At 57.9% G+C, this 12800-nt stretch carries 12 protein-coding genes and 2 pseudogenes; 3 read left to right on the forward strand and 11 right to left on the reverse strand.

The window, feature by feature from the left end; genetic code table 11:
* Positions 1 to 24: 24 nt before the first annotated feature.
* From OA238_RS12610 to OA238_RS12640, 7 genes are all read right to left on the reverse strand, one after another.
* Positions 25 to 564 carry an RSP_2648 family PIN domain-containing protein gene (locus OA238_RS12610; protein WP_015495475.1) on the reverse strand — a complete coding sequence of 180 codons (540 nt, stop codon included), beginning with the start codon at positions 562 to 564 and terminating at the stop codon, positions 25 to 27.
* Positions 565 to 602: 38 nt separating this feature from the next.
* Complete coding sequence (locus OA238_RS12615; RefSeq protein WP_015495476.1) at positions 603 to 1817, reverse strand: RSP_2647 family RNA methyltransferase; 1215 nt, start codon at positions 1815 to 1817, stop codon at positions 603 to 605.
* Between the two features lie 40 nt (positions 1818 to 1857).
* Positions 1858 to 2244: a DUF6778 family protein gene (locus OA238_RS12620; RefSeq protein ID WP_015495477.1), complete on the reverse strand. Its 387-nt coding sequence runs from the start codon at positions 2242 to 2244 to the stop codon at positions 1858 to 1860.
* Positions 2245 to 2269: 25 nt separating this feature from the next.
* Positions 2270 to 3964 (reverse strand): IS66 family transposase, encoded by a 1695-nt coding sequence (tnpC, locus tag OA238_RS12625; protein ID WP_051076468.1) that lies wholly within the window; start codon positions 3962 to 3964, stop codon positions 2270 to 2272.
* Between the two features lie 69 nt (positions 3965 to 4033).
* Positions 4034 to 4381 (reverse strand): IS66 family insertion sequence element accessory protein TnpB, encoded by a 348-nt coding sequence (gene tnpB / locus OA238_RS12630; RefSeq protein WP_015494728.1) that lies wholly within the window; start codon positions 4379 to 4381, stop codon positions 4034 to 4036.
* Positions 4378 to 4746: a transposase gene (locus OA238_RS12635; protein WP_015494727.1), complete on the reverse strand. Its 369-nt coding sequence runs from the start codon at positions 4744 to 4746 to the stop codon at positions 4378 to 4380. Before OA238_RS12635 ends, tnpB begins: the two co-directional genes overlap by 4 nt.
* Before the next feature lie 114 nt (positions 4747 to 4860).
* Positions 4861 to 5091: a DUF6778 family protein gene (locus OA238_RS12640; RefSeq protein WP_051076469.1), complete on the reverse strand. Its 231-nt coding sequence runs from the start codon at positions 5089 to 5091 to the stop codon at positions 4861 to 4863.
* 229 nt (positions 5092 to 5320) lie between these two features.
* Between OA238_RS12640 and edd the strand changes: the two genes are divergently transcribed.
* Together edd and eda are read left to right on the forward strand one after the other, a co-directional pair.
* On the forward strand, positions 5321 to 7123 hold the full coding sequence (gene edd / locus OA238_RS12645) for a phosphogluconate dehydratase (protein ID WP_015495479.1): 1803 nt from the start codon (positions 5321 to 5323) through the stop codon (positions 7121 to 7123).
* Between the two features lie 88 nt (positions 7124 to 7211).
* Entirely contained in the window at positions 7212 to 7853 is a 642-nt protein-coding gene (gene eda, locus OA238_RS12650) for a bifunctional 4-hydroxy-2-oxoglutarate aldolase/2-dehydro-3-deoxy-phosphogluconate aldolase (RefSeq protein WP_015495480.1), read from the forward strand.
* 35 nt (positions 7854 to 7888) lie between these two features.
* On the opposite strand, the gene OA238_RS12655 is transcribed toward eda, so the two are convergent.
* From OA238_RS12655 to OA238_RS30175, 3 genes and pseudogenes are all read right to left on the reverse strand, one after another.
* Positions 7889 to 8155: a hypothetical protein gene (locus tag OA238_RS12655; RefSeq protein WP_015495481.1), complete on the reverse strand. Its 267-nt coding sequence runs from the start codon at positions 8153 to 8155 to the stop codon at positions 7889 to 7891.
* Entirely contained in the window at positions 8142 to 10904 is a 2763-nt protein-coding gene (locus tag OA238_RS12660) for a [protein-PII] uridylyltransferase family protein (protein ID WP_015495482.1), read from the reverse strand. Before OA238_RS12660 ends, OA238_RS12655 begins: the two co-directional genes overlap by 14 nt.
* Before the next feature lie 109 nt (positions 10905 to 11013).
* Positions 11014 to 11809 (reverse strand): annotated as a pseudogene (locus OA238_RS30175) (IS5 family transposase).
* Positions 11810 to 11911: 102 nt separating this feature from the next.
* Between OA238_RS30175 and OA238_RS12670 the strand changes: the two are divergent.
* A complete protein-coding gene (locus OA238_RS12670) occupies positions 11912 to 12319 on the forward strand; it encodes a YbaK/EbsC family protein (RefSeq protein WP_015495485.1) in 408 nt (135 codons plus the stop codon).
* 205 nt (positions 12320 to 12524) lie between these two features.
* Here OA238_RS12670 and OA238_RS12675 read toward each other — a convergent pair.
* Positions 12525 to 12785: pseudogene (locus OA238_RS12675) on the reverse strand (IS66 family transposase); the annotation flags it as partial.
* Positions 12786 to 12800: the final 15 nt, after the last annotated feature.

Here is a 12800-nt window from a genome sequence, read left to right on the forward strand (position 1 = left end):
ATCTTGGCCAATACAACTCAAATCCTAACCCAGCAGCTTTCCAAGACGCGGCAGGCGGGCTTTGCGCATAAGTTTGCGCATCTCCCAAGGCTCACCAGACAATCGCCGTGCTTCGGCAAGCACAGCCTCTCCAACTATCTGAACTTCGACTGGATGCTGCACCGCCAAACCAATCAGGAACCCGTCGGGATCGACACGTTCCAACCCCTGATCGGCCAATTCGTTTCGCGGGAAATCTTTGGCATTCATCGTCATGATCGCGTCGCACGAACTGCCGATTGCAGCAGCGAAGACGTGGATGTCATCGGGGTCTGGCAACCAAAGTCGCGCCTCAACAGCTTGCGGAATTTTGACTTCGGCCCTTGGGAACTGTGCTTGAATGGCAGCGATTTCACCGCGCGCAATCGTCTCACCTTGCGGCCCGATCTTGCGCGCCGCACGTGCCCATTCTTCCAAGATACGCGCCGACCAGCGTGGATCAAACAGCCCCGCCTGCGCCACGCCCAACACGACCTCGCGCATCACGGTCGGATAAAGGACGCAGGCATCGATCAGGACTCTCATAGCCAAGCCCTCATGACTACGTCCTCAAAGCCAAGTCCCTAAAGCCGAAAGACGAGCGCTTTTAGATATCCACTTTCAGCCAATTGCGGCAGCAACGGATGGTCTGGCCCTGCAGAGCCTGTGTAAACCAACTGGCTACGACGTCCGCCACGACCAATCCCACGCGCAGACGCATCGCGAAAGCGTTTCAGGTCCGCGGCATGGGAACACGAACACAGCACCAGATACCCGCCATCTTTGACCAATGGCGCGGCGAGACGTGCCAGGCGTTCATAGGCGCGTAGGCCCTTTTCAGCCGAGGGTTTGGATGGTGCAAACGCAGGCGGATCACAGACGACTACGTCAAACACTTCTTCTTCCGCGCCCAAGGCTTCAAGCACATCAAATGCGTCGCCCTGACGGGTTTCAAACCGATCTGCGACACCCGTGGCCTCAGCGCCAGCTTTTGCCAATTCCAATGCAGGCGCAGATCCATCAACAGCTAATGCGGACCCCGCGCCAGCCGCCAAAGCCGCCAGCGAAAATCCACCAACGTGGCTGAACATATCCAGCATCCGTCCACCATTCATCAGGCCAGCAGCAAATGCATGGTTGGGCCGCTGATCAAGGAACAGACCAGTCTTTTGGCCGCCCATGACATCCGCCATATATGTCGCGCCGTTCATCATAACAGGGATCGCGCCCGTGGGCTGCGTGCCATGCACAACAACCATTTCCTCTTCCAGCCCTTCAAGGCTGCGGGCGCGGCCCGTGCCGTTTTTGATGACTGTCGTTACGCCCGTCACCTCGATCAGAGCGGCCACAAGCGGTTCCAGCATTGCCTCGGCATAGGCGGCATTTGGTTGGATCACGGCAACATCGCCAAAGCGGTCAATGATGATACCTGGCAAACCATCGGCTTCGGCGTGTACCAATCGATAGACAGGTTCATCATAAATCGCATCGCGGTGTTGCAGTGCGCGTGCGATTTTGGTCTTGAACCATGCTTGGTCGATCGCGGCCTCTGGATCGAAATCCAACATCCGAACAGCGATTTTTGAAAGCGGGTTCATTGTACCAAGCCCAAGCGGTCGCCGCTCTGCGTCCTCGACCACAACGAGGCCACCGGGCGTGACACCCTTGGTGCGACGGTCCATCACCAACTCATTGGCAAAGACCCACGGAAAACCGTGGCGAATAACTTGCGGTTTTGCTTTGGGAAGCAGGCGAACGACGGGCAAAGCGTCGGTGGTCGGTAAAGGGGACTGATTCATAACAACCCCTTAGCGCGTAAAAGTCAGGTTGGAAAGCGGATCACGTGCCCGCTTGCGCATTGTTTGTTTGCAGCTCAAGGCCCGTCAGTTCGCGAAAGAACAGGTTGGTCAGATGCGCTGTGATGCGAACCTTCTGGCCTTGGCCCTGATTATCCGCAGCCATTGCCGCGCGGCCACCGAGTGCTGCAAAATCACCATTTAGGGTGCGCGATTGTTCCAGAATCTCACCGGTTTCCGCGTTGCGGATTGTCATGCTGAACGTGATAGAATGGACTCCGCCAACAGAAAAACGCGTGCGTTCTGTCAGGGAATGAAAGCGGACCAGTTCGACATCCACCGTCACGGGGATCGATCCGTTCATGTTTTGACCAGCTGCCCGAATGGACGTCTGGAAAATCTCGTTGATCTGCTGGGATCGGTTCCCCATGGGTAAGCATCAACGCTGCCCTTGATCAAGCTGCGTCTTTTGCCTCGGCCTCGGCGTTTTTAGCATCGATCATGTCCTGATAGGCCCACGGCATGAGATCGTTGATACGGTTTGCTTGATGGTCCTGGATGCGTTCCAGCACCCATGCGAGCCAGGCTTCGGGATTCACTTTGTTCATCTTGGCGGTCTCTATCAACGTATAAGCAATTGCTGCAGATTTGCCGCCTGCTTCTGATCCCATGAAGAGATAGTTTTTGCGTCCCACGGCCACAGGGCGCACTGCGCGCTCGGCTGTGTTGTTGTCCAGCTCAAGAAAGCCGTGATCAAGATAGGGCCGTGCCTTTGGCAGGCGCGCCAGTGCATATTTGATCGCCTTGGCCAGCGGCGTCTTGCTAGAGATCTTGCCCAGTTGCTCTTTAAGCCAGACTTCCAGGTCATCAAAGATCGGCTTGGCGTATTCCTGACGCAGGGCCACGCGTTCCGCAGGGGGCAGGAACCGCGCTTGTGTCTCAACATCATAGAGCTTTTTAATCCGCAGCACGGCTTCGCCCGCCACGGGCAGCTTTGTGCTTTCATAAAGGTCAAAGAACTCACGCCGCACATGGGCCATGCATGCCATCTCTTTGACCCGCCCCGTGCGGTAGGCGTCATTATACCCAGCATAGGCATCCGCATGGGCGTAGCCTTCATAGCTTTCGAGATGCTTGCTGGGATGCTCCGCCTCACGGCTGGTGGAGAACTGGTACCACACCGCAGGTGGAGCTCCGCTGGCCCAAGTGTCTTCTTTTCGGGCATAGACCCACAGTCGCGCGGTTTTGGTCTTATTCTTTCCTTTGCCATTGCCCTTCTGGAGCAGCTTGACCGTTGTGTCATCCATGAAGATCGCCTGCGCCTCAAAGACGTGATCGCAGATTGCATCTGAGACGCGCTCCAGCAGTTTGGTGCATTTGCCGACCCATCCCGCCATGAGCGATCCACTCAGATCAATGCCCTCGTTGGCAAACATCTGGCTCTGGCGATACAGCGGCAGATGATAGCCGTATTTACAGCACAGGATGTGGGCCATCAGCGCGGGGCCGACAAAGCTCTTCGGAATGGGTCGGCTTGGCATCTCAGCCTGAACAACGGCCTCACAACAGGTGCAGGCCAGACGCGGGCGGCCAATTTGGTTCACGATGTAATGTCCCGGGACATATTCCAACTCCTCCATCACATCCGTTCCAAGCACTTTGAAGCTGCCGCCACAGTCGGTGCAAGCATCACTGGGGGTGATGGTCTTTTGGACACGCTTCAGCCCCTTTGGGAAAGGTTTGCGCTTGCGCGGTGTGCGGGGCGGCTTGGCCTCAGCGTCAGAGGGTTCATCATCTGTCTCAACGGCTTGTTCGATCTCAAGTTCTTCAAGGATCAACTCAAGCGCCAGCTGTGCACTGCTTTCCGACTTTGAGCCAAAGCGGTGCTTGTTGTGACCGTGGAGTTGCAGGCGAAGATCGGCGATGATGGTGTCTCGGTTCTGGATGGCCCGCGCATGAGCGGTGCGCTCGGCACTCAGGGCGGCGTCCACTGATGCCATCTCATCCTTGAGGCGTTTTTGTACCGTCGCATGGCCAAGGGATGACCCGAGAAACGCTTGCTTCAGCTCTGACAATTCCGCTGTTTGCGCGGCAACGTATGCCTGTACTTCAGGGGGCAGATTAGTCAGATTTGGAGGGGTCTTACTCATGCCATTACATACCAAATCTCGGGCATCATGGGAATCCCACAAAGGCAAGAAGTCCTATAAAACATACAGCTATCCAACCATACTTGGACGCCATGTCTTCTTGAGAATACGCCAGTCTATGCCTTCCATCAGCATCGCAAGCTGTGCGCGGCTTAGGCTGACTTTACCTTCCTTGACTGAGGGCCATACGAACCGTCCACGTTCAAGCCGTTTGGTAAACAGGCACGCGCCCTGACCATCCCACCAGATCATCTTGATCTGATCGCCACGACGGCCACGGAACAAAAATAGATGCCCCGCGTAAGGGTCAGCTGCAAGAACCTGCGCGGTCTGCGCCGCCAGCCCGTTGAAGCCGCGCCGCATATCCGTAACTCCTGCGGCAAGCCAGATCTTCGCATCCCCCAAAACAGGGATCATGCTGCAAGTCCTCGCGCCAGTTCCAGCACAAAGCCAGCATCAACCCCGTCGCTCACGCTCAGCTTGCGACCGTTCTCAAGTGTGATCTCAATATGGGGGACAGGTAAGATGCTGGTGCCGGATGACGCAGGCGTGTCCACCATACCCGCATCGGCAATCTCTACGGGGGTGAACTGGCCTATATCTGATTTGTCAGGCTGAAACCGCCCATCGCTGCGCCATGCATAAATCCGGTTGGTGCCCACACCGTGCTTCTTGGCAACCATTGGAACACTCACGCCAGCAGTGTGGCTTTCCGCTACAAGCTGTCGCTTGAAATCATCCGTGTATTTGGAACCTCGGCCACGCCTAGTCTTGTTCATCATCAAAATCCTCATATCGCGCCAGCCATATCGCCAGCTTCGCGCAATAATCGCACCTTAGATCATGCCAAAAAAAGAGGGGGTTCCCTGTATGTTTACCCCCATGGGGTCGCCCCGTCACACGATGTCGGCAATGGGGTAATATGAATTTGCTTCAGACACTGTCATGTCGGCCGGAACCGCAAAGCGGATCGAATGCAGCGAATAGTCACGCACGACCTGTGGTGCGGAAAGTGCGCCAAGGCGCGGCGCGTCGAGCGGTGCGTTTCGAGACACGACGTCCACTGCGCTACATGCGTTTAGGGCGGCGATGATGGCGCCAAATGTAACTGCTTTAAGTATCTTCATAGTATCCTCCAAGGCTATGCCCATTTGTTTACCCCCCACGAGGCACCTCCAATATAGTCGGCCGATTGGGGCGGGAATGTGGTTAGCAAAGGGTTATTGCGTGGAAGTTGAGTGTCATCCCTTACAAACAACCCTACCGTGTTCCTTTGATCCAGTGAAGCACATCCCCCATTGTTAGCGCTAACGGACTATGTTAAGAATTGCCAAAGACAATAACTGGCAGGACATCATGGCTCTCAATCCCACCATCCAACGCGTCACCGAGCGCATTATCGCCCGTTCACAAGGGCCGCGCCGCGTCTACCTGGATCGCATGGCCGCCGCCGCCTCTGAAGGCCCGCGCCGCGCCCACCTGACCTGTGGCAATCAAGCCCACGCCTACGCACCTATGGGCGATGACAAGGCGACGTTGGTGGCAGACAAGGCCCCAAATATCGGCATCATCACCGCCTACAACGATATGTTGTCTGCCCATCAGCCCTTTGAGCGCTACCCCGACCAGATCCGCGCGGCAGCCCGTTCGTTTGGCGGTACAGCGCAAGTCGCAGGCGGCGTTCCGGCCATGTGTGACGGTGTCACCCAAGGCCAGACCGGCATGGAATTGTCGCTCTTTTCGCGCGATGTGATCGCGCTGGCTGCAAGCATTGGCCTGTCACACAACGTCTTTGACGCAGCGTTGTACCTCGGCGTTTGCGACAAAATCGTCCCCGGCCTGATCATGGCGGCCGCAACATTCGGCTATATTCCGGGGATGTTCGTGCCCGCAGGTCCGATGGTCTCCGGCCTGCCCAACGATGAGAAAGGCAAGGTCCGTCAGGAATTTGCCAAGGGCAATATCACCCGCGCCGAATTGATGAAGGCGGAAATGGCCAGCTACCACGGTCAAGGCACCTGCACATTCTACGGCACCGCCAACACCAACCAGATGCTGATGGAATTCATGGGCCTCCACCTGCCAGGTGCGTCCTTCGTCAATCCCGGAACCGACCTGCGTGATGAATTGACCCGCCAAGCAACAAAGCGGGCCCTCGAAATCACCGCCTTGGGCGATGAATTCACCCCCGTCTGCGATGTCCTCGATGAAAAAGCGTTTGTGAACGGGCTTGTCGGGCTCATGGCAACGGGCGGGTCTACCAACCTCGTGCTGCACTTGCCTGCCATGGCGCGCGCTGCTGGCGTGATCCTCGATCTCGAAGACTTCTCAGATATTTCTGCCGTCACCCCGCTGATGGCCAAGGTCTATCCAAACGGTCTGGCCGATGTGAACCATTTCCACGCAGCGGGCGGTTTACAATTTATGATCGCCAATCTGCTCGACGCAGGCCTGATGCACGAAGACGTCAAAACCGTTGCGGGCGCTGGCATGTCGCATTATGCTAAAGAACCTGTGATGGACGCCAGCGGCTTTCACTACCGCGACGGCCCAACTGAGAGCCACAACGATCGTATCCTGCGCCCCGCGTCTGATCCGTTTGCACCGCAAGGCGGGCTTGTCCAGCTCAATGGCAACCTCGGGCGCAGCGTAATCAAAGTTTCCGCCGTCGCAAAGGATCGCCATATCATCGAAGCCCCTGTGCGCATCTTCCATGAACAGCACGATGTCAAAGTGGCGTTTCAAGCTGGCGAGCTGACAACGGACACCATTATCGTTGTCCGTTTCCAGGGGCCAAAATCCAACGGCATGCCAGAACTGCATTCACTGACGCCGACGTTGTCCGTCCTGCAAGACCGCGGCCTTAAGGTGGCACTTGTGACCGACGGGCGTATGTCTGGTGCATCCGGCAAAGTTCCTGCAGCCATCCATGTCGCACCGGAAGCCGCAGACGGTGGTCCGATTTCGCTGCTGCGCGACGGTGACGTCGTGCGACTGGATGTCGGCAAAGGCACGCTCGAATGTCTGACAGATCTGACCGACCGCACCCCAACCATTGCCGATCTGACCGGCAACGGCAACGGCGTGGGTCGCGAATTGTTCGACCTGTTCCGCCGCTCTGTCGGCCCGTCCACAGATGGCGCGGGCGTCATCTTATAGGCACGACGCCCCTCATCTTTGCTTTTAAAATATCCCCGCCGGAGGCTCCAACCTAAGCCGCCAGCGCGACCCAAATAAGGACTAAAACATGACCCCCGAACACGCCTCTGAACTGGCCACCAAAGTCTGCGGCCTTGCCCCGGTCATCCCCGTTCTGGTCGTCGATGATGCCAGCATTGCAGGCGCGCTGGCGGCAGCCCTTGTTGCGGGCGGCCTTCCCGCGCTTGAGGTGACGCTGCGCACTCCCGAAGCACTCGACGTCATCCGTGAAATGGCCAAGATCGAAGGCGGCGTTGTTGGCGCAGGCACATTGTTGACCTCAAAAGACGTCGAAGCCGCTAAAGAAGCCGGTGCCACATTCGGCGTCGCCCCCGGTGCGACCGCCCGTCTGCTGGATGCCTGCGAAGCCAACGACTTGCCCTTGCTCCCCGGAGCGGCCACCGCAACCGAATCCATGGCGTTGCTCGAACGCGGCTATACCGTGCAAAAGTTCTTTCCGGCTGCGGCCAACGGCGGCGCCCCTGCCCTCAAAGCCATCGGCGCACCAATCCCGCAGGTGAAGTTTTGCCCGACCGGTGGTGTGAGCCTTGCCAATGCCAACGAATATCTCAGCCTGCCGAACGTGTTGTGTGTTGGCGGATCATGGGTCGCGCCAATTGACCTTGTGATGGCTAGCGATTGGGCGGGCATCACCGCACTGGCCGCGCAAGCCGCCGCTTTGCCGCGCTAAATAAGTCAGGCGCGCGCAGTGTCCTAAGCTGGTCTCTAGTCAGGCACGCGCGCGCGCCGACCGCCGCGCCGCGTCCCAGGTTGCGGCGTCTCAAGCCCTGCGCGCAGGGTCACAGTCATCGGATGATCCGCCGCCTCATTGCTGTGGCGCACCAAAAGCGCCGCTATGCCATAGGCGTGCTCACCCTGATAACTCATCGCCCAATCAAGAAAGATCGAGCGGCATTCAGGCGCCACGATCCCGTCAATCTTGTAAGACTCCTCGATCAACCCTTTGGGATCAAGTGCATCACCCTTTGCCATGTACGTTCCCTACCAATCGATCAATCACCGCCGACGCACGCGCCGACACATCTGACATGTGTTGTGCCAAAGCGGCTAGATCATCCGCGCCCGTTTCGCGCAAGATAAACCGTAATCCGCCTTCGCCTAGTTTATCCGTATCCAGACCGCCGCTAACCACCAGTTGCGCCGCCGACTGTACCGTCCAACACAAGCCCGCCGCGTCAAGTAATGCCGCGCTGTCTGCGGCGCCTAAACCACCAGCGGCGACCTGTTGGGCGGTCTGTCTCGCAGTTTGGCCCGCCTGCAACGCCACCATCTGTCCGGCAAGCTCAACATCCTGCAACCGCCCTGCCCCGATCTTGGCGTCCCACGCCCCATCCGGCGCTTTGGCTGCTGCGATCCGACGGCGCATATCGCCTACATTTGCCGCCACATCTGCACCGTGCGCCTTGGCCGCCAAAACCCGTGCGCGCACCGCCTCGACATCGACTGCAAGGCCGACATCTCCCGCCACAACCCGGGCGCGCGTCAGGGCCAAATGTTCCCATGTCCACGCCTGTTCCATCTGATAGGTCTCAAACCCCGAAAATGCCGTGGCAACAGGCCCTTGTCCGCCGGACGGACGCAAGCGCATGTCGACCTCATAGAGGCGTCCCTCAGCCATAGGTGCGGTGATTGCTGTGACCATGGCTTGGGTCAGACGCGCGTAATAGGGCCGTGTAGCCAGCGGGCGTTTGCCATCCGATCCCTCAACATCCTGACCGTCATAGATAACAATCAAATCCAGATCAGACGCCGCGTGCAGCCGCCCTGCCCCCAAGGATCCCATCGCTACAACCACAGCGCCGCGCCCCGGTGGAGGCCCGTGCTTGATCGCGAAGTGATCCACAACCACAGGGAAAACTGCGCCCAGTACCGCCTGCGCAAGGTCAGCGTATTGCCGACCCGCCGTCTGCGCATCCACCAGTCCGCGCAGATGATGGACACCAATGCGGAAATGCCATTCCTTTTGCCAGCGCCGCGCAGCATCAAGCCGTGTTTCGTAATCCGGTGCCCGTCCCAGAATGCCATTTAGCGCAGTGCGCAACCCGTCCTGCGCCGGCCAGTCAGAAAAAAAATCACCACCGATCACCGCATCAAACACCGCCGCATTGCGCCCCAAATACTGGGCTAATGCTGGCGCAGTGGCGGCAATGTCTACCATCAATTGCGTCAATTGCGGGTTTGCGTCAAACAGGGAAAACACCTGCACGCCAGCGGGCAATCCAGCCAAGAACCCGTCAAACGCCAACAGCGCCTCTTCGGGTTTCGCGGCTTCCTGCAATGCCGCAAGCAGGCGTGGTTTCACCCGATCAAAAATCGTCACAGCGCGGTCTGAGCGCAAAGCCGGATAGGTCAGCCACCGCGCGGTGATGCTGTCGCCAAATCCTGACACAGGGGCCGCAGCCGTTGGTGCAAAGAACCCCTCGGTCAGGGTGTGGACCTCCTCAAGTCGTGCGTCCAGATCGGCGCGCAACGCCGCGTCCTCGACCCCCATAAGGGCCGCAAGCCGCGCGAACCCCTTGTCGGTGTTCGGTAAATCATGGGTTTGCGCATCACGGATCATTTGCAGGCGGTGTTCCACTTCGCGGTGTGCGCGGTAATGATCCGTCAAAACCTGCGCGTCCGCGTCAGGCACCCAATCCGCCTTTGCCAGCGCTGCCAATCCATCCACAGTGCCGCGACAGCGCAACGATGGATCGCGCCCACCGGCAATCAACTGGCGCGTCTGGGTGAAAAATTCGATCTCACGAATGCCGCCGCGCCCCAGTTTCATGTTGTGGCCATGCAGCGTGATCTTGCCGCCCAATCCCTTGTGTTCGCGAATGCGCAACCGCATGTCGTGGGCGTCCTGAATGGCGACAAAATCCAGATGCTTGCGCCACACGAACGGCTTAATAGTTTTAAGAAACCCCTCTCCAGCGGCAATATCGCCCGCCGACGCCCGTGCCTTGATATAGGCCGCGCGTTCCCATGTGCGTCCGACACTTTCATAATACCGCTCCGCCGCTTCCATCGATAGGCAAACGGGCGTCACGCTTGGATCAGGGCGTAGGCGCAAATCGGTACGGAACACATAGCCATCGCCCGTCAGATCGCTGAGCAACGCTGCCATCTTGCGCGTCACCCGAACAAAGGCAGACCGCGCATCGTGAAAATCATCCGGATCAAACCGCGTTTCATCAAACAGGCAGATCAGATCAATGTCGCTGGAATAATTCAGCTCATACGCGCCGCCCTTGCCCATGGCGATGCTGACCATACCAGCAGCCGTTTCGGCATCATCTGCGACCTGCCCCGGCACCTTACCGCGCGCAATTTCCGCGCCGACAAGCCGCTTTAGCGAGACATCCACCGCGGCGTCCGCCAGTCGCGCCAACGCACCCGTGATCTGTTCCAGCGACCACACGCCGCCCAGATCGGCCAATCCCGCCAGCAACGCAATCCGCCGTTTGGCCTGTCTGAGGCCGGACGCCAATTCGGGCAACGTCAGCTGCGCAATCGCCACCAATTCCGCCTCAAGTGCGGCATCGGGCGTGTCCAGTATGTCGCGCAACCACGCCCCGTCACGCGCCAACAACCCACCCAGATACGGACTGCACCCCGCAGCCCCTGCCACCAGTTCGCGCACAATCGGGTCAAAATCGCCAAAGGCCTGCACGCTGTCCGCCCCAAGGGCAGAATCAAACGGCGTTGGCGTGCGGGTAATGCGGCTGGAAAATGTCATGGCGCGACTGTGGTCTGCGCCTTCAGGCTGGTCAATCCACCGCCGCCTTGGCAGTTTAGGATTATGAGCAAAAGTTTAAAACGAGTCGTCAGCGCGCTAGGCTCAGGACTCATAACCAAAATATGACGGTTGCGGCGAGAGCGATTGCGGCGAGGAAGACTGTTGGTGATCTGTCGTAGCGAGTTGCGACGCGGCGCCAATCTTTGAGCCTTCCGAACATTCTCTCGATACGGTTGCGTCGTTTGTAACGGCGCTTGTCGTACTTGACGGTCTTTTTGCGCGACTTGCGACCGGGGATACAGGGCGTTGTGCCCTTGTCTACAAGGGTTTCACGGAACCAATCAGCATCGTACCCTCTGTCAGCGAGGAGCCAGTCAGCCTCAGGCAGATTATTCATCAAGGCGGCTGCACCAGTGTAATCACTGACTTGTCCTGCTGTGATGAAGAGGCGGATTGGTCGTCCGCTGGTGTCTGTGACAGCATGTAGCTTTGTATTCATACCGCCCTTGGTCAACCCGATCAGGCGTCCTCGCCCCCCTTTTTTAACCGCAGGCTGGCGGCCGTACGATGTGCTTTGAGGTAGGTGGCGTCCACTGCCCGGCAGTCGAAACGCAGTTTCGATGAGAGGGGATTGAGATGGTTTTGTTGTCGGGGGCCTGCTCGGCCAGCCCCATCAAGATTTGGGCAAATATGCCCATATCACTCCAGCGCTTCCATCGATTATATAGCGTCTTCGGCGGTCCATACTCGGAAGGTGCATCACACCACCTTAAACCATTGCGATTGATGAAGATAATGCCACTCAAAACACGACGGTCATCCACACGAGCACGACCTCGGCTCTTTGGAAAGTACGGCCGGAGACACTCCATCTGCGCCTCAGTCAGCCAATACAAATTTCTCATAATATCCCCCTACAATTGAAGACTATGAATCACCACAACGCGACAAACTCAATCAATTAATGGGTCCTGACCCTAGCTGCGGCTGGCCTCGATATCAGCCCGATGGAAATGCGCGAATCAACGCGAACCGCGCAAGACGCAGCGGACGCTGTGGGCTGTCACATCGACCAGATTGCGAAATCCATAATATTTCTGGGCGAAACATCCGGTCAGGCCATTCTGTTCATCACCGCAGGCGGCAATCAGGTGGACGTCACCAAAGCCCGCGATGTCGCTGGCGAACCCTTGGGCAAAGCCGACGCCGCGCTGATCCGTGCGCAGACAGGTTTTGCAATTGGCGGCGTCGCCCCAATCGGCCACCTCACACAGCCCACAGCCTACTGGGATGCGCGCCTGTCAGACTTCGACACGGTCTTCGCGGCCGCTGGCACCCCGCGCCACATTTTCCCGATTGCGCCGGACATCTTGCTGGAACAGTCGGATGCGATCGTGGCGAAATTTACCGCATAATCCGCCCCAGGCGTTGCGAAACTCGGGGTCAACTGCACTCAAAACCACCCGATCTGGCCATGATACTGGCCTCAAATCATGATTAAATGCTAAAACAATTCACAGTAGTATCACTTTATTTCAAGCGCTTAGGAAGTTAATATAAAATACATTGTAACTCCCAAGGACCCCATCGGATATCGGGTTTTGTGTTGCCCTTGCGACGTTAGAGCCGAGCGATGATCTGTTGTGGTGATAGGGTGAGTGTTTCGAGGATATTGCCCCCGTGTTTTCTGACCGTCGAGATGACGGATCTGATGTCAGCGAAGACCTGCGCGCCCTCGAGGGTGCGGAAAGTTCCCGAGATTTTCATGCGCAACTTCATCATGCGCAGGTCCCGTTCGGCCTGATTGTTGGTGAAGGGAACTGTGAAGTCCGTAAGGAACCTTAGGACGTCATCACGGTAGTCGCGCAAGCGGACCAGAAGTTTATGGCCTGGCCG

It is taken from the genome of Octadecabacter arcticus 238, from assembly GCF_000155735.2.
In the GTDB taxonomy this organism is placed as follows: domain Bacteria; phylum Pseudomonadota; class Alphaproteobacteria; order Rhodobacterales; family Rhodobacteraceae; genus Octadecabacter; species Octadecabacter arcticus.